This is a genomic window from Pseudoalteromonas sp. BZA4, assembly GCF_040104395.1.
Taxonomy (GTDB): domain Bacteria; phylum Pseudomonadota; class Gammaproteobacteria; order Enterobacterales; family Alteromonadaceae; genus Pseudoalteromonas.
The window spans coordinates 1-17,065 of sequence record NZ_JBECOT010000032.1; the positions used below are offsets into that span (position 1 = coordinate 1).

The following is a 17,065-nucleotide window of genomic DNA, read 5'->3' on the forward strand; positions in this document are numbered from 1 at the left end:
TACAATCGCCAACTGGTTGAAGCGATGATCAAAGTGAAGGCGCTAAATAAGATCAACACCCTTGGTCTGCCTAAATATCAGTAAGTTAAGTGAGTTTATTAGAGAGCTGCATTTGATCAACAAGGCCAATTTTTTCTGTCAATTCTGTCTCTGAATTTAGAAAATCATTAGAAAATTGTTCTCATCCATTGCTCGTTAGTTGTTTCCCGTTTTTATTTCTAACTAATAACTTCTTCAATTCAATTGCGATTTCACATAAAAAAGAGGCTTTTAAAAACCTAGGACTGGCTTTATTGTGCTGGCTAACCGCAGCTGTTATTTTGTATGTTGCCCATCAATTCCAATATGTATAAGAAGCTAATGGTTTTAATGAGATTCTTTTCACAGTTCCCGGTAAATACACTTTATATAATAGTGATAATTTAGAGAGCGAAATAGGTGGGTATAAATGCGATATTGTCATTACTCGAAGCTGATTTTCTAAACTACAAGGTATGATATGTGGAGTGGAATCGATAACGAAGAAACCATAGGAACGGTAGGCTCTGAAAGTGGTGAAATAATTATAGGAACGGTAGGCTCTGAAAGTGGTGAAATAATTAAAGACGAGGAGCACTTAAAAGGTGCGCGCCTAACTTTAGAAAAAGATAGTGTTAATGCACCATACACCTTAACAAGTGGGGTTTACGGTTGCTTCTTTCATACAACTCACTTATCAACCCTTGAAGAGGGGGTTAGTGAATTTGAAGCAATGAAAGCTGAAATATCAGAGTTCTTTAATAAAGAAACATCAACAGATGAAGAACATGATTGGATTTTAGCGTTTGCTGGTAGGCATTGAATACTTGCAAACTACATTAAACTTTATTTATTAAATTTGGATTTTGAATGATTTTTTTGATTTTGTGTGCTTTATCAATTTTATCTATGTTGATGTATTTCCATCGAAAACATAAGAATAATAAACGTAGACAATGTGCTTACGGATGTATAAAAGCTTACAACGTTTTAGATAAACCTGAACAATACAGTGACCTTAAAGAGTTATTTGAAACATTAGATAGCCATGAGGAGCGTTACTTTTATTCTGTAAGTATGTCTCGAATAATGTTTCCTCAAGCTTTAGATAAGTGGACAAATTCTCATCCAGACTCCGGGGATGCTCTACTTTGTTATGGTGCTCGTTTACTACAATGGTCTTGGTCTGCAAGGGGCTATGGTCGTGGAGCTGAAATATCAGAAGCTCAATGGAAAGAGTTTTTCAGACGATTGGATAAAACTAGGCAAGTATTATTAGAATGTGCAGATAAAACACCAGAGGATCCTACACCATGGGCATACTTGATTATGGTAGCTACATGGTACTCAGATAGCGATGAACTTAAATTTGAATATTATGAGGAAGCAATAGCTAGAGATCCTTATAACTGGGCTGCACACATGCACATGATCATTGCTTTATCTGAAAAGTGGGGCGGTGATAACGAAGAAATGCTTGAGTTTGCAAGAAAAGCTTCTATGAATGCCCCGACAGGTAGTGATCTTAAGCTTATTTTAGTTAAAGCTTATATCGAATATTGGAAGTATTTAGATTTGTTTGAGAATAAAATTGATGAAGCAAATGACTTCCTTATGGACAAAAATATTCAGAAAGACATAGTTGATTTATATAACGACTCGTTAAATCATGAGAGTTTTAAAGAAACGAAAGTAACTATTTTTGTGAGATATAATTTAAGTGGTTGGTTTTGGCTTACCAGAGATAGAAGCCGCTTAAAAAAAGAGTTATCAATACTAGGCAATAAGATTGAAGACATTCATTGGCGGTGGGTTTGTACAGAAGGGCAACTTGAAGACGCTAGGTTGTTTGCTAATGAAAGCTAGAGAATTACCCGTAATCAAAAACTCTTTACTGTACATTAATTACAGTTGTAGCAAGGTGTAAAATTGACATACGAGTTTCCTGATGAAGTAGAGTTTTTTGAAAAAGGATTTGGTTATTCTTGCGAATATGATCATGATGAAGGGCACTTCTCATTCATTAAGACTTATGAGACCGACGAAAAATTAATATTTACTCATTCACCATTTATGAATAATTCAGTGAGTGTAAAGTTATTTTACGGTACGGAGTTAGTATTTCATATTTATAAAGAAGAAATTACAAGAATTGCCTTTCAAGCGTGGGGCGGTGAGTTGGTTTTAAGAGTCTATTTAGCGAACGACGATAATAACTTCTTGGTTTATTTTGAACCAAAACCAAGGCTTAGATATGTTGAGCCGAATATCTAATTGCATATAAAAACCTGTTTTCGCTTAAAAGGATTGAATTAATGGAAATCAAACTAGGGCATGGAATCGACACAATTCAATTTGCCAAATAAAATAAACACTTAAATTTTCAACTCTAGAGGGAGCTATGAGTAAATTTTTAAATGGACTTGCCTTATTACCTATGAGCAGTTTTATAGTGACTATGATTTATATCTTAATGGTTAAGGGTGAGATCTATATAAATCACTATTGGTTTGTTGTTGCCTTGGTGTCACTCCAATCTACTGCAAATCGTCTTAAAAACGTAAGTTCAGTATGTATAATAATATTTGTTTCTAGTATCCTAGCGAACATACTATTGCTTATAGCATCCGGATTTGATTTAAAAATTACTCCAACTACTGTTGGGCTTTTTTTAGGCTATTTAAGTTTTGGTTTACTAATTGTATATGGGAATTTAGCTATAAATTGGTTTAAGCGCTTGAGTAATAACAAAGCTTTATAGCCGCATTTACGACTGTTAGTAGGTTTTGCTTTAACAAAAAATCGCTCAAAATAGTTTAAAAAATTTACGATAATCAAAACTAGAAAAAAAAGAGTAAAGCTTTCACTTTACTCTTTCAGATAATTCAATATCTTGTTAACTCGCAACTTATTTCAATCTAATCGACGTTGCTTCAATCTCGATTAAACCTTGCTTAAACAAACCGCCAATGGCTTTTTTGTAGTTTGCTTTACTGGTTGAGAAAGTCTTTTTAATTGCTTCAGGGTCTGACTTATCACCTAGGTGAAGTACGCCGCCTTCGGCTTTTAATTTAGCTAAGATTTTTTCGCCTAAGTCGTTCACTTTGCCCATGCCTGGCTTTTCAAGTAGTACGTCGATTTTGCCGTCTTCACGTACTTTATGAATAAAGCCTTTTAAGCGCTGTCCAACAAATAGCTTTTTAAATACGGTGTTGTAATAAACCACACCAATGTGGGCTTCGTTTACAAGTACTTTGTAGCCAAGGTCTGTTTTACCGGCAACGATTAAGTCAACTTCTTCCATTACAGCGTAAGTTGGTTCTTCTTTCGATAAAAATTTATTAAAGTTGCTCGATGCACAAATACGTTGGCTGGCGTTATCGAGGTATAAGCGTACAAGATACGAAAAGCCGTCTTTCATTTTTGGCTTTTGTTCGTTGTATGGCGCTAGAACGTCTTTTTCGAGGCCCCAATCCATAAACGCACCAGTGCTATTGATAGCTTTAACACGTAGTAGGGCAAATTCGCCTACCTCAGCCAATGGTTTTTTCGTGGTACCGGTTGGGTGACCTGCGTGATCTAAGTAAATGAATACTTGAACACTGTCGCCAGCTTCTAGTTCGTAATCAATTTCTTTGCTTGGTAAGAATACTTCGCCTAAATCATGGCCATCTAAATAAGCACCTTCGTTAGACATTTCGTTAACGAAAAGGGTTTGTGTGGTTCCTAAAATACTCATTGTTATTCCTGTTCTGGCTTTTTCTTACGGCGCATTGGAGCAAAACCATCTACATCAATTGGTGCTTGAATAGGGGCTTTTGGTTTTTTAGGGGCTGCTTTGCGTTTTGGTTTTGCAGGTTTAGCTGCCACTTTTTTCTCTGCTTTTTTCCAAACAGTGTTTGGTTTTTTCTCACGCAGACCTTTAAATTTACCAACAAGGCCGTCAACGGTGAAAAAGCTTAATTCATCATTTAAAAATGCTTTAATTGCTTTGTAGCTTGGCCAATCTTTCGGGCCCACTAACGAAATAGCAGTTCCTTTAAAGCCTGCGCGACCAGTACGACCAATACGGTGCACATACTCTTCAGCATGTTTTGGTAGGTCAAAATTAATTACGTGGGTCACGCTTAATAAATCAAGACCACGTGATGCAACATCGGTGGTGATTAAGATTTTAAAGTTTTCACGGCTAAAAGCGTCCATGATTTCAAGGCGCTTAGCCTGTGTTAAGTCACCCGCAAGCGCTTGTGCTTTAAAGCCTTTATCATTTAACAGTTGGCTTAAACGCTGAGTGTCGGCCCGTGTTGCGGTGAAAATAATGCATTGGCCAACATTGTCTTGCTTTACAAAGTGCTCAAGTAGGGCTTCTTTATGATCTAAGTGATCAGCTAAATAAAGTTGCTGGGTAATGTCACTATGTTGCTCGTTAGAGGCACTTAACAGAATTTGTTTTGGTGAACGTAAAAGGTTACGTGACAGGGCATCAACTTGTGCATGGTCAAGGGTTGCTGAAAACAATAACGTTTGGCGTAAACGGTGATCAGCAAGCTCGTTAATCATTTTAACTTGATCGGTAAAACCTAAATCTAAGATACGGTCAGCTTCATCAAAAATTAACAGCTCTAAGCCTGAAAGCTGTAATGAGCGTTGACTCAAATGGTCAGCTAAACGCCCCGGTGTGCCCACTACAAAATGAGGGTCTTTACGCAGTGCTTTAATTTGGTCATTAAAGTTTTCACCACCCAGTACTTTTACAGCACTAATGTTTGTACCGGCGATTAATAGCCTTAATTGGCTGTACACTTGGGTTGCTAATTCACGGGTAGGCGCAACGATTAAAACGCGAGGGTCGCGTTTACTGAGTGCTTTTTGTTTCATTACACGCTGTACAGCAGGTAATAAAAACGCCAGCGTTTTGCCCGATCCTGTTTTTGACTGTGCAAAAATATCATGGCCTGCGATAGCTGTTGGTACCGCGTGAGCTTGAATGTCAGTGGGCTGGGTGATGCCTTGATGCGCAAGTTGTTTTTCGAGGCGTGTATCAATCCCAAGTTCAGTAAAATGCAATGCGTAATCTCCGATGAGCAAAATTTGTAAATCCTTTTCATTATAACGCACTTGCCTCACTTGGAGACAGTAAAAACACAGCTATTTCGCATCAGTTTTTGCAATTATCACTAATTCGCGTAAAATACGCGCCCTCAATGCGCCGGATTTGCGATTCGGTTAACGCCCACATGGGCATTTAAAGCAAAAGGTAAAACCATGACTGCTGTTCATAAAGACAATGTAACTAGCGAGCACTTTGTTGTTTGCGCACTTTACAAATTTGTAGCCCTTCCTGATTTTGAAGCGATCCGCCAACCACTACTTAAAGTAATGGAAGACAATGAAGTACGCGGTACTTTGTTACTTGCGGCTGAAGGTATCAACGGTACTGTTTCTGCTAAACGTGAAGGTATCGATAACCTACTTGCATGGTTAGATTCACAACCAAACCTAGACAACATTGTGACAAAAGAGTCATACGATGACGAATGTCCGTTCTACCGTACTAAGGTAAAACTGAAAAAAGAAATCGTAACTATGGGTGTTGAAGGTATCGACCCACGTGAAGTAGTGGGTACATACGTAAAACCAGCTGATTGGAATGCATTAATTTCAGACCCTGAAGTGATTCTTATCGATACGCGTAACGATTACGAAATCGAGATCGGTACTTTCCAAAATGCGGTTGATCCAAACACGAAGACATTCCGTGAATTTCCTGCGTGGGCGAAAGAAAACCTAGACCCAGAAAAGCACAAGAAAGTTGCTATGTTTTGTACCGGTGGTATTCGCTGTGAAAAATCAACTGCGTACATGAAAGAGCAAGGCTTTGACGAAGTATTCCACCTTGAAGGCGGTATTCTTAAGTACTTAGAAGAAGTACCAAAAGAAGAAACCATGTGGGAAGGTGAGTGTTTTGTATTTGATAACCGTGTTGCGGTAAATCATGACTTACAAAAAGGTTCTTACGACCAATGTCATGCTTGTCGTATGCCTATCACTGAAGAAGAAAAGCAAAAGCCTGAATACATGGAAGGTGTTTCGTGTCATCACTGTCACGACAGCCTAACAGAAGAGCAACGTGCCCGTTTTGCTGAGCGTCAAAAGCAAATCGAGTTAGCACAAGCGCGTGGCGAAGGTCACATCGGTAACGAAGCGCAAGAAGTTCTTCGTAAGCGTAAAGAAGCTAAAAAAGCGCAAAAAGAAGCGCAGCGCCAACAGTAATTGTTAGCTTTATAAATTGATAGAAACCCCAGCATAGTCTGGGGTTTTTTTATGCCTATTCAAAAGGAACAAATATCTAATCAATCTGATTGTGTAGAGGTTACCATTGCAAGTGAAGCACACTTAAAAGGGGTCGATTCATCACATTGTCGTTTCTAATTAGAAAACACAGGCGATGTATGCGTTTATTTCACCTTGGCTAATTGTTTATTAAACGAAGTCAGCTTTTTATTGATCACAAAGCTGTTACACTTCGTAACAATTAAAACGATTCTTATTTAGGTGAAATTTTGACAATTGGCAAATTACATACATGGACTTTAATTGCCTGTATTAGTTGTGTTTCCGTCGCAGAGGCGGCTAATGTAGTTGTAGAATCAGTGTCTGTTGAAAAGTCTAAACAACAGATAAAAGCAGTGGGTAATGCTGAAGCGATTCACTCAGTCACTCTTTACCCAGCCGTTGGGGACAGAGTCACCGCTGTTTACTTTAAACCAGGCGATAACGTTGCCAAAGGTGACTTACTATTAGAGCTTGATTCACGTAGACAAAAAGCAGCGTTGATCGAAGCCGAAATTACTTTAAAAGATGCTGAGCGCACCATGAAAAGGCTTGAAGAAAGCCACGCCCGTGGTGCGGTGCCACAAAGTGATTTAGATGATGCGAAAACACTTTATGAGCTTGCAAAAGTCCAGTTAATGCAAGCGAAAACAGAGCGTGAAGACCGCGAAGTTCGCGCTCCTTTTAGTGGTGTTATGGGTTTAACTGACGTCGAAGTTGGCGACAGGATCACAACCCAAACAGCCATTGCCACTATCGATGATATTTCTGAGCTTTATATCAATTTTAATGCCCCAGAGGCAGCTATCTCAGTGCTTAAACAAAAATCTTCGGTCGAAGTGGTGCCTTGGTTAGGCGATAAAGCTTACATGGCTCAGGTGGCAGAGCTTGATTCGCGTATCAATGCGCAAACCCGCACTCTCAGAACGAAAGCCAAACTTGATAATAATGCTCAGCAATTTATGCCGGGTATGAGCTTTCGTGTGCACATAAATATTCTAGGTGAAGAGCTTGCGGTAGTACCTGAAGCTGCGATGATGTGGGGGGCAGCAGGCCCTTACGTATGGAAAAGCGTCGATAAAAAAGCAACTCGCGTTGATGTAAAAATTGAGCAGCGTTTAGCAGGGCGCTTGTTAGTCTCTGGTGGCTTAAACGAAGGTGACTTATTGGTGACAGAAGGGGTTCAGCGCTTAAGACCTAATCAAGAGCTTAATTTCATCAATGAAGTGCAGCTAGCCAAGGAGTAATGATGAAACAGCAACCTATGATGGAAGACTTACCATCAATGGCGATACGTCGCCCTGTTTTAATTGTGGTACTTAACTTACTCATTATTATCGCCGGTATTGCTGCAATAGCAGGGGTTGAAGTACGTGAGCTTCCTGATGTTGATAGACCACGTATTACTGTATCAGCGTCTTTTCCTGGTGGTTCTCCGGAGACCGTAGATACCGAAGTAACCAGTAAACTCGAAGGGGCAGTTGCCAGGGTAAGTGGTGTAAAGTCGATTCGTGCGCAAAGTGAAGAAAACAATGCTCGTATCGTGGTTGAGTTTCGCCCCGGTGTTAATTTAGATGATGCTGCAAACGAAACACGAGAATCGGTAGCCCGTGTGCAGCGAGAGTTACCCGAAGAAGTTGAACGGGTATCAATTATTAAAGCCGATAACGATGCCGAAGCGGTTGTATCTTTAACGGTATCAAGTGATAGCTTATCCCTTGAGGCGTTGACAGAGCGTGTTGATGTTGACTTAGCCCCGCAGTTTTTAACCATTCCTGGTGTTGCCGATGTTCGTTTAAATGGCGACCGTGAACGGGTGCTTAGAGTGCGCATCGACCCACTTAAGCTAAGCAGCTTTAACCTTACGGTACCAGATATTGCCAATGTACTTCGTCAGGCTCCCTTTGATGTGCCTGCGGGTAGTTTAAAATCAAGCGATCAACAGGTGATCGTTCGTGCTGATGCAACGTCAATCTCTGCAGAACAAGTAGCCGATATCATCGTTCGTGACGATACCCGTATTGGCGATGTTGCGGCTGTTTACTTTGGCCCAGCTGATCCGCGTTCGTTCGTGAGGCTCAATGGTACACCTGTGATTGGCATGGAAATTATTCGTCAGGCGCAATCTAATACCATTGAAATTTCGGATGAAGTGCTAACTTTAATCGAACGTATGCGAGTGCGTTTTCCTGAAATGGAATTTACTTTAACCTCTGACGATGCGCAGTTTATCAGAAGCTCAGTTGATGAAGTTATTAACTCCTTGTTACTAACCGTGCTGTTAGTGGTGATCACACTGTGGGTGTTTATTGGTTCATGGCGCGCAACGCTGGTTCCTGCATTTGCGATACCTGTAGCATTAATTGGCTCTTTAGCACTTATTTGGGCACTTGGTTTCTCGATTAATATTCTTACCTTGCTTGCACTCGTGTTAGCTACTGGCCTAATTGTAGATGATGCCATTGTGGTAAGTGAGAACATACAACGTCAGCGGGGCTTAGGTCTTGGTCGCCGTGCAGCTGCAGTGGTTGGTACCCGTGAAGTTTTCTTTGCTGTTGTGGCAACAACTGCCGTATTAGCTGCGGTGTTTGTGCCTATTGCCTTTTTACCATCAACAGCTGGGCGACTATTTAGAGAGTTTGGTGGTGTATTAGCTGGCGCTGTGATCATATCAAGCTTTGTAGCGCTGTCTTTGGTCCCTGCGCTGACGTCAAAACTAAAATTAAAGCAGGGCGGTTTTCATCCATTTGCAAAAGTTGGCCATGTGTTAGCCGCTGTTTATAAGCGCACAATACACGGTGTACTTGAGCATGCATGGATTACCTTCTTTGCATGTTTGTTGGTTGCTGCAGGCTCTGGGGCACTGTATTTCAATTTAGATAACGAGTTATTACCAACAGAAGATCGCGGTAAAATTCGTATTTTTGCCCGTGGTCCAGATGGTGTTGGCTTGAACTTTATGGACAGACAAGCGGTGCAAATGGAAGATATCTTACTGCCGTATGTTGAAAGTGGTGATATTGAGTCTATTTACACTGTGGTTGGGCAGTGGGATCCAAATATTGTATTTATTACTGTGCCGCTAAACATTGGGACGAACGTCATTTTAGTCAGCAAGAAATTATCAATAAAATCCGTGAGCCTTTAGGTAATATTCCTGGTGCGGCTGGTTACCCTGGTGGTTCAAATAGTTTGAACTTGCGTGGTCAAGGCGGTGGTATTGAGCTTGCGTTATTGGGCCAAGACTACCTCGAGATATTTAAAGCTGCGCAAGACTTTTCTGCTGAAATAGAAAAAGCAGTGCCAGAAGTGGCACCTGTGCGTATTTCATATCAGCCGTCACAGCCACAATTACGGGTTAATATTGATAGACGTCGTGCTGAAGAGCTTGGCGTATCGCTCAGTGATATCTCTGTAACTCTTCGTGCTGCAATCAATGGTGATGATATTGCCGATTTAAACATTGATGACCAATCAATCCCGATTATGTTGCAAGCACAAAACCAAACCATCACAAACCCGAGCGATTTAGCTAACTTGTATGTTGGTGGCCGCAATGGTCAGTTAGTGCCATTAAGTAGTGTGGCAACCATTACAGAAGAAGGTGTTGCCGCTGAGCTTGAGCGCCACGCGCAGCGCCGTGCTATTGAACTGAGCATGGAAATGCCTGAGGGCGTAACTATTGCTGAGCTGGTTACAAAAATTCGTGATATTTCAGAGCAATCTCTGCCATCTGGAATCAGCTTGGCGTTTAAAGGTGAGGCATTAACCTTTGAAGAAACTGCCAATGAAGTATTAGTGACCTATGTTCTGGCCTTTTTAATTGTTCTTCTGGTATTGGCAGCACAATTTGAAAGTGTGAATAGTGCAATCGTTGTTATGATCACAGTACCGTTTGGTATTACATCTGCAATTTTAGCGCTGTATCTAACAGGTACATCATTAAACATTTACTCGCAAATTGGTTTAGTGATGCTGATTGGTCTAATTGCTAAAAACGCCATCTTGCTGGTGGAGTTTGCCGACCAATTACGTGACCAAGGCCGCTCGGTTAGAGTGGCGGTAGAAGAGGCCGCACTAGTGCGCCTTCGCCCAATTGCGATGACGCTAGTTTCAACCTTATTGGGTGCATTACCACTTATTTTATCTACCGGTGCAGGGGCTGAGGCTCGTAACGCCATTGGTTGGGTAGTATTTGGCGGTTTAGCACTGGCGGTGTTATTTACCCTATATCTAACGCCTGTTATTTATCTTGGTTTAGCTCGCTTTACTAAACCAAGAGGTGATGAGTCGAAACTTCTGGCTGAAGAGTTAGAAAAGGCTTAATCCTACTTAATTGGCTATTTTTTCTTTGAAAAAATAGCCAATTACCCTCACAATTAAATCAAATGTTTAAAACTAGGTACGCGTATGCAAGCCGAACACGTCGATATAGCCCAATTTCTTTCTGATCATGCCCCTTTTGATGATCTTCCTGAAGAGGCGGTAAATAAACTCGCTACACAAGTCGAAATCGCTTATTTTCGCGCAGGCACTGAAATACTAAATTATGGCGAGGATATTGCTGATTTATTTGTTATTCGAACAGGTGCTGTAGAGATATATCGTCGTGATGGTGATTTATACAACCGTTTAACTATCGGTGGCATTTTTGGACAAATGGGCCTTCTGATGAACCGCAAAGTACGCTTTCCGGCAAAGGCACTCGAAGACACCTTAGTTTATTGCATTAATGTTGAGTTGTTTAATCAATACTGCGACGAATACGAAACATTTGCTGATTTTTTTGAAGCCGATGGTAATGTGCGCCTTCACCAAGCAATTGTTGAACAGGCAGACAGCAACGATTTAACAACCGCCAAGGTTAAGTCGCTTCTTCATCGTGATGTTGTCACTGTGGCAAAAGATGCCTCAGTGCAAATGGTTGCGCAATTGATGACGCAAGAGTCGGTATCGTCTGTGCTGGTTACTGATGCAGATAAACCAATCAGTGATGATCCTGATGACGATGACGGCCAAGTAGTTGGCATCATTACCGACCGTGACTTACGTACCAGTGTTATTGCTGAAGGCTTAAGTTACGAAGCGCCAGCCGCGCAAATAATGCAAAAAGACTTAGTATTGCTTGATAGCAATGCCTATGTGTTTGAAGCCGTGCTTGCAATGCTCAGAGATAACATTCATCACCTGCCTGTAGTCGTTAAGAAAAAGCCGATTGGCGTTATTTCGTTATCGGATATTTTACGCTACGAGTCGCAAAGTAGCTTATTGTTAGTACGAGGCATTTTAGCGCAGCAATCTGTTGAAGATTTAGCTCACTATGCAAGGCAGCTACCTAATGTCTTTGTACGCATGGTTAACGAAGATGCTAATTCTCACATGATTGGTACCGCAATGGCTGTAATAGGCCGTACCTTCAAACAGCGTTTACTTGATTTAGCTGAAGAAAAGTTTGGCCCGCCGCCAGTTCCTTATTGCTTTATCGCTTTAGGTTCAATGGCTCGGGATGAGCAATTAATTGTGACCGACCAAGATAACGCTATTATCCTTGATAATAGTTTTAACGAGGAGTTACATGACGAGTATTTTCAGAATTTAGCTGATTTTGTTTGTGATGGTTTAGCTGAATGTGGCTATAAGTACTGTGAAGGTGAAATTATGGCGTCATTTAAAAAGTGGCGTTTAACACGCGAGCAGTGGAAAGAACAATTTGCAGGTTGGATGGCCGAACCTAAACCGCAGGCTTTATTACATAGCTCGATCTTTTTTGATTTAGACGGTGTTTACGGTAAAAACAAATGGGCCGATGAGCTCAAACGCTTTATCGCAACAGAAGGGCGCAAGAATAAGCGTTTCTTAGCTAACCTCGCCGCTAACGCACGTAACAGAACACCGCCTTTAGGTTTCTTTAAAGACTTTGTGTTAGAGCATAATGGCCAACACAAGCGCTCTATGAACTTAAAACGCCGCGGTACTGCACCTTTATCTGACGTAATACGTGTGCATGCATTAGCGATAGGCAGTCGTAAACAAAATTCATTCGAGCGTTTAGAAGATATTATCGAAGCTAAACTACTCCCTGAAGGTAAAGCACAAGATTTACGAGATGCCCTAGAGTACATTGCCATGATCAGAATAAGACACCAAGCGTGGCAAATAGAAAAGCTTGATGAAGCGCCAGATAACGACTTAGAGCCTCATTTACTTTCTCCTTTTGAACAGCGAAACCTTAAAGAAGCGTTTGCGATTTTAGATAAAGCGCAGAATTTCCTAAAATTCAGATACTCTGCTAACACTGGGATGAAGTAATGGCAAAACAAGGCGCAAAACTTGATTGGCCGACTCGGTATCAGCAGTTATTAGCACAGAGCAAACAGCCGCTGATTCAAGCGTTTTATGAATCAGCTATTTGTGATTTAAACACGCCAATTAGCGATGTTCCCTTAGTAGCACTTGATTTTGAGACGACCGGTCTAAATTATCAAAATGACGATATAGTCAGTGTTGGTTTAATCCCATTCAATACTAAGCGTATTTTTTGTAAAGATAGCCAACATTGGATTGTTCAACCAAGGCGCAAGCTTGCTGAAGAGTCGATTGTTATTCATGGTATAACTCACTCAGAAGTGAGCGATGCACCAGACTTTTCAACAATTATGGAGCCATTGTTAGCAGCATTAAAAGGCAAAGTGATTGTGGTTCATTTTGCTCCCATTGAACGGCACTTTTTATATCAAGCGTTGCAAGCACGCTTAGGTGAAGGGCTTGAATTTGCTGTTATAGACACGCTTGATCTGGAAACGCGTGCACTTAAAGCAAAGCAGGGGTTACTTGGGCGATTGTTTAATTCTAAGATTGATTCTGTGCGCTTAGCTGACTCTCGCATTCGTTATTCGTTACCTGCGTATCAAAACCACAATGCACTTAATGACGCCACAGCAACCGCAGAGCTGCTACAAGCGCAAATAGCTTATCATTACCGCCCTGATACGCCGCTAAGCGAATTACTGATATAGCGCTCGTAGCAACGGTTTTTGCTGGGTAATTTAAATTAATTGAGCAAAGCTTATAAATAAAAAACGCCGCAAAAATGCGGCGTTTTTTATTATTTAAAGGCGTGTTTAGTGTCTTGGTTCTGTTCGTAAACCTAGGAGTAAACTCACACACATTAATAGCAATACAAAGGTAAACGGCAAGCCCGTAGATACGGCGCCGGCTTGTAAGGCCTCGATTGCTTGTGTGCCACCAATCCAAACAAGTGCAGCTGCAATAGCACCCTCGATTGTTGCCCAAAAGATACGTTGTGGCACTGGCGCGTCAACTTTACCACCGGCAGTGATTGAGTCGATTACTAATGACCCTGAGTCAGATGACGTAATAAAGAACACGAGTACTAGCACAATTGCAATGAATGAAAGCACTTGTGACATTGGCAGGGCTTCAAACATTTGGAACATAGCTAGTGGTACATCCGTTAAGCCTTTTTCACCTAGTACACCCACTTTATCAATAACTTGTTCAATAGCGATACCACCATAAATTGACATCCAGAAGATAGTCACAACAGTAGGAACTAGTAATACAGCAATTAAGAACTCACGGATTGTGCGGCCTTCAGATACGCGGGCAATGAACATACCTACAAACGGTGACCATGAAATCCACCAAGCCCAGTAGAATACAGTCCAGCCATGCATCCATGTTTCATCTTCACGACCATGTGGGTTACTTAGTGGAATAATGTTTTCAACATAACCCATAACTGTATTAGGTAGGTTACCAAATGCTGCAGAAAAACCAACAAGTGCAACAAATACAAGTAATACAAAAGCAATAAGCATGTTTACGTTACTAAGTAGTTTTACACCGCCGTCGATACCGCGAACAACAGAAATAACAGCAAGTAATGTAACACCTACAATAACGCCAATTTGTAAGCCAATTCCGCTATCAGTACCAAATACATGGTTAATACCTGCAGCAGCTTGTTGCGCGCCTAAACCAAGAGACGTTGCAAGGCCGAATAGAGTGGCAAGTACAGCTAGAATATCAATAAGGTGGCCTGGCCAGCCCCACGCTTTGTCACCTAAAATAGGGTAAAAAATTGAACGAATAGATAACGGCAAACCTTTGTTATAGCAAAAGAACGCGAGAGAAAGCGAAACAACCGCGTAAATTGCCCAAGGGTGTAAACCCCAATGGAACATAGTTGCACCCATTGCCAGTTTGGCAGCTTCTGGCGTGTTTGCTTCAACACCGAGTGGTGTTTCGTACCAGCCTGTAAAATAGGCAACAGGCTCGGCGACGCCCCAGAACATTAGGCCTATACCCATACCTGCAGCAAATAACATTGCAAGCCAAGAAATACGAGAGTGAGTTGGACGCGCTTCTTTACCACCAAGGCGGATATTACCGTATGGTGAAACAATTAACGCTAAGCAAAACAATACGAATAAGTTTGCTGACCACATAAAAAAGCCATCAAAGTTATTAATAATGTCGTTCTTAATACCATTCAGGGTTGTTTTTGCTGTTTCAGCATCTGAAATAAGTGTTGCCACTAAGAATAGGGCAATTAAACCAGCACTAATGCCAAATACAGGGTTATGCACATCAAAACCCCATTTTTGTACATTGTCCTGACCGACGGTGTAGTCGGTATTGTCGATACTGTACTTATCATGATGTTCGCTCATGAATACCTCTTGTTGTAGTTATATCTAGCAGAAAGCTAAACGGCCGGATGGCACAAGTTCAACTAATACTCTTTTTACGTGTAAAACTTAAAATTAGTTTGTAGACGAACTAAATTTGTACCAAAGTCTAGTCTTTAGTGTAGGAGTTCGAAAAAAAATGTAAATGGTTTTGTCCCTAAACAGCCGAATAAATGCAGTTTTTTACGTTTTTTGTTGGAATTGTGAACAAATTGGGTCGGGAATGGAATAATTTGATGACAGTATTATTTCAAAGCAAATTATTTCAATTGAGAGGAAAGTGCTGCAAACACGGGGCTTGCAGCACAAAATTGCTATTTTTTGTAAGCGTCGTTATGAACGCCAGCAGCACGACCTGAAGGATCAGCATTGTTTTGGAATGATGCATCCCAAGCAAGTGCTTCAGGAGTAGAACAAGCAACTGATTTGCCATGCGGAACACATTTCGCAGCGGCATCACCAGGGAAGTGCTCTTCGAAAATACTACGATAGAAATACGCTTCTTTAGAATCAGGCGTATTGATCGGGTATTTGTATTTAGCATTAGCAAGGTCTTGATCGCTAACTTGTTCGTTCACATACTCTTTTAAAGTATCAATCCAGTTATAGCCTACGCCATCAGAGAACTGTTCTTTTTGACGCCAAAGCACGTCGTCTGGCAGGTAGCCGTCGAACGCTTCACGAATAATGTGTTTTTCGATTTTACCGTCTTTACACATCTTCGCTTCTGGGTTGATACGCATTGCTACGTCAACAAATTCTTTATCTAGGAATGGCACACGCGCTTCAACGCCCCATGCTGCCATTGATTTATTAGCACGCAAGCAGTCGAACATGTGTAGTTTAGAGACTTTACGGTTAAGCTCTTCGTGGAACTCTTGCGCATTTGGTGCTTTGTGGAAATAAAGGTAACCACCAAATAGTTCATCTGCACCTTCACCTGACAACACCATTTTAATACCCATGGCTTTAATTTGGCGCGCCATTAAATACATCGGTGTTGAGGCACGAATAGTGGTTACATCGTACGTTTCGATGTGATAAATCACTTCACGTAGGGCATCAATACCTTCTTGAATAGTAAAGTGAATAGGGTGGTGAACCGTACCAATCATATCAGCTACTTTTTGCGCAGCTGCTAAATCGGGTGAACCTTCAAGACCCACAGAAAATGAATGCAGTTTTGGCCACCAAGCATCAGACTCGTCATTATCTTCGATACGTTTTGCAGCAAAACGCTGTGTGATAGCTGAAATTACAGAAGAATCTAAACCACCAGATAATAGAACGCCATATGGAACGTCACACATTAATTGACGTTTAACAGCTGCTTCTAGGCCTTCTTTAACATCGCTCGCTTTTGCTTCGTTGTCTTTTACTGCATCATAGCTTTGCCAATCACGGCTGTAATACTTACGAAGTTGACCATCTTTGCTCCACAAGAAATGACCCGGAGGGAACTCTTCAATATGTTTACAAATTGGCGAAAGTGCTTTTAATTCTGAGGCAACATAAAAGTTACCATGCTCATCATGACCCGTATAAAGCGGAATAATCCCGATATGGTCACGACCAATTAAGTAGGCATCTTGTTCTTCGTCGTATAAACAAAAGGCGAAAATACCATTTAAATCATCTAAAAACTCAGGGCCTTTTTGTTTATATAAAGCCAAAATAACTTCACAGTCTGACTGAGTTTGAAAAGTAAAATCAGTTTCTAAGCTGGCAGCGAGCTCTTTGTGGTTATAAATTTCACCGTTAACAGCAAGAATATTTGTACGCTCAGGGTTGTACAAAGGCTGTGCACCGCTTGATACGCCAACAATCGCTAGACGTTCGTGCACTAAAATAGCTTTATCTGATGAATACACGCCAGACCAATCTGGCCCGCGATGCCTTAATAGTTTTGACATCTCAATTGCTTGGCTACGCAATTGAGCGGGATCAGATTTAATATCTAATACCCCAAAAATTGAACACATAGTGACTCCTCATTCCAA

At 41.1% G+C, this 17,065-nt stretch carries 12 protein-coding genes and 1 pseudogene; 9 read left to right on the forward strand and 4 right to left on the reverse strand.

The features are described 5' to 3' along the window. Positions 1-499: 499 nt before the first annotated feature. The 4 genes from ABMY41_RS13525 to ABMY41_RS13540 all read left to right on the forward strand — a co-directional run bounded on the left by ABMY41_RS13525 (position 500) and on the right by ABMY41_RS13540 (position 2,779). Entirely contained in the window at positions 500-841 is a 342-nt protein-coding gene (locus tag ABMY41_RS13525; RefSeq protein ID WP_349275038.1) for a hypothetical protein, read from the forward strand. Positions 842-888: 47 nt separating this feature from the next. Beyond that, entirely contained in the window at positions 889-1,884 is a 996-nt protein-coding gene (locus tag ABMY41_RS13530) for a hypothetical protein (RefSeq protein ID WP_289096578.1), read from the forward strand. A 63-nt stretch (positions 1,885-1,947) separates the two neighbouring features. After that, positions 1,948-2,292 (forward strand): hypothetical protein, encoded by a 345-nt coding sequence (locus tag ABMY41_RS13535; RefSeq protein ID WP_289096579.1) that lies wholly within the window; start codon positions 1,948-1,950, stop codon positions 2,290-2,292. A gap of 127 nt (positions 2,293-2,419) precedes the next feature. After that, positions 2,420-2,779 (forward strand): hypothetical protein, encoded by a 360-nt coding sequence (locus ABMY41_RS13540; protein ID WP_250659315.1) that lies wholly within the window; start codon positions 2,420-2,422, stop codon positions 2,777-2,779. A 147-nt stretch (positions 2,780-2,926) separates the two neighbouring features. On the opposite strand, the gene ABMY41_RS13545 is transcribed toward ABMY41_RS13540, so the two are convergent. Both ABMY41_RS13545 and ABMY41_RS13550 read right to left on the reverse strand, forming a co-directional pair. Next, positions 2,927-3,757 carry a S1-like domain-containing RNA-binding protein gene (locus ABMY41_RS13545; protein WP_349275041.1) on the reverse strand — a complete coding sequence of 277 codons (831 nt, stop codon included), beginning with the start codon at positions 3,755-3,757 and terminating at the stop codon, positions 2,927-2,929. Positions 3,758-3,759: 2 nt separating this feature from the next. Further along, entirely contained in the window at positions 3,760-5,085 is a 1,326-nt protein-coding gene (locus tag ABMY41_RS13550; RefSeq protein WP_054551932.1) for a DEAD/DEAH box helicase, read from the reverse strand. 198 nt (positions 5,086-5,283) lie between these two features. Here ABMY41_RS13550 and ABMY41_RS13555 point away from each other — a divergent pair, with 198 nt between their 5' ends. The 5 genes and pseudogenes from ABMY41_RS13555 (at position 5,284) to ABMY41_RS13575 (ending at position 13,367) form a co-directional block, all read left to right on the forward strand. After that, the gene (locus ABMY41_RS13555) at positions 5,284-6,291 is read left to right on the forward strand and encodes a rhodanese-related sulfurtransferase (RefSeq protein ID WP_055197229.1); all 1,008 of its coding nucleotides are present in this window, start codon (positions 5,284-5,286) and stop codon (positions 6,289-6,291) included. A gap of 296 nt (positions 6,292-6,587) precedes the next feature. Further along, positions 6,588-7,598: an efflux RND transporter periplasmic adaptor subunit gene (locus ABMY41_RS13560; RefSeq protein ID WP_287242437.1), complete on the forward strand. Its 1,011-nt coding sequence runs from the start codon at positions 6,588-6,590 to the stop codon at positions 7,596-7,598. A 2-nt stretch (positions 7,599-7,600) separates the two neighbouring features. Continuing rightward, a pseudogene (locus ABMY41_RS13565) lies at positions 7,601-10,677 on the forward strand (efflux RND transporter permease subunit). Between the two features lie 84 nt (positions 10,678-10,761). Further along, on the forward strand, positions 10,762-12,660 hold the full coding sequence (locus ABMY41_RS13570) for a DUF294 nucleotidyltransferase-like domain-containing protein (protein ID WP_175078356.1): 1,899 nt from the start codon (positions 10,762-10,764) through the stop codon (positions 12,658-12,660). Continuing rightward, positions 12,660-13,367, forward strand: coding sequence for a 3'-5' exonuclease (locus ABMY41_RS13575; RefSeq protein ID WP_175078355.1), 708 nt, complete (start codon positions 12,660-12,662; stop codon positions 13,365-13,367). Before ABMY41_RS13570 ends, ABMY41_RS13575 begins: the two co-directional genes overlap by 1 nt. Before the next feature lie 105 nt (positions 13,368-13,472). On the opposite strand, the gene ABMY41_RS13580 is transcribed toward ABMY41_RS13575, so the two are convergent. Both ABMY41_RS13580 and asnB read right to left on the reverse strand, forming a co-directional pair. Next, on the reverse strand, positions 13,473-15,047 hold the full coding sequence (locus tag ABMY41_RS13580; protein ID WP_063527756.1) for a BCCT family transporter: 1,575 nt from the start codon (positions 15,045-15,047) through the stop codon (positions 13,473-13,475). A 332-nt stretch (positions 15,048-15,379) separates the two neighbouring features. Next, entirely contained in the window at positions 15,380-17,047 is a 1,668-nt protein-coding gene (asnB, locus tag ABMY41_RS13585) for an asparagine synthase B (protein WP_058585067.1), read from the reverse strand. Positions 17,048-17,065 lie beyond the last annotated feature (18 nt).

What these genes read in the sequence shown, in the direction of transcription:
- ABMY41_RS13525 (WP_349275038.1), top strand. Translation starts at nt 500, where the DNA reads ATGTGGAGTGGAATCGATAACGAAGAAACCATAGGAACGGTAGGCTCT.
- ABMY41_RS13530 (WP_289096578.1), top strand. Translation starts at nt 889, where the DNA reads ATGATTTTTTTGATTTTGTGTGCTTTATCAATTTTATCTATGTTGATG.
- ABMY41_RS13540 (WP_250659315.1), top strand. Translation starts at nt 2,420, where the DNA reads ATGAGTAAATTTTTAAATGGACTTGCCTTATTACCTATGAGCAGTTTT.
- ABMY41_RS13545 (WP_349275041.1), bottom strand. Translation starts at nt 3,757, where the DNA reads ATGAGTATTTTAGGAACCACACAAACCCTTTTCGTTAACGAAATGTCT.
- ABMY41_RS13555 (WP_055197229.1), top strand. Translation starts at nt 5,284, where the DNA reads ATGACTGCTGTTCATAAAGACAATGTAACTAGCGAGCACTTTGTTGTT.
- ABMY41_RS13570 (WP_175078356.1), top strand. Translation starts at nt 10,762, where the DNA reads ATGCAAGCCGAACACGTCGATATAGCCCAATTTCTTTCTGATCATGCC.
- ABMY41_RS13575 (WP_175078355.1), top strand. Translation starts at nt 12,660, where the DNA reads ATGGCAAAACAAGGCGCAAAACTTGATTGGCCGACTCGGTATCAGCAG.
- ABMY41_RS13580 (WP_063527756.1), bottom strand. Translation starts at nt 15,047, where the DNA reads ATGAGCGAACATCATGATAAGTACAGTATCGACAATACCGACTACACC.
- asnB (WP_058585067.1), bottom strand. Translation starts at nt 17,047, where the DNA reads ATGTGTTCAATTTTTGGGGTATTAGATATTAAATCTGATCCCGCTCAA.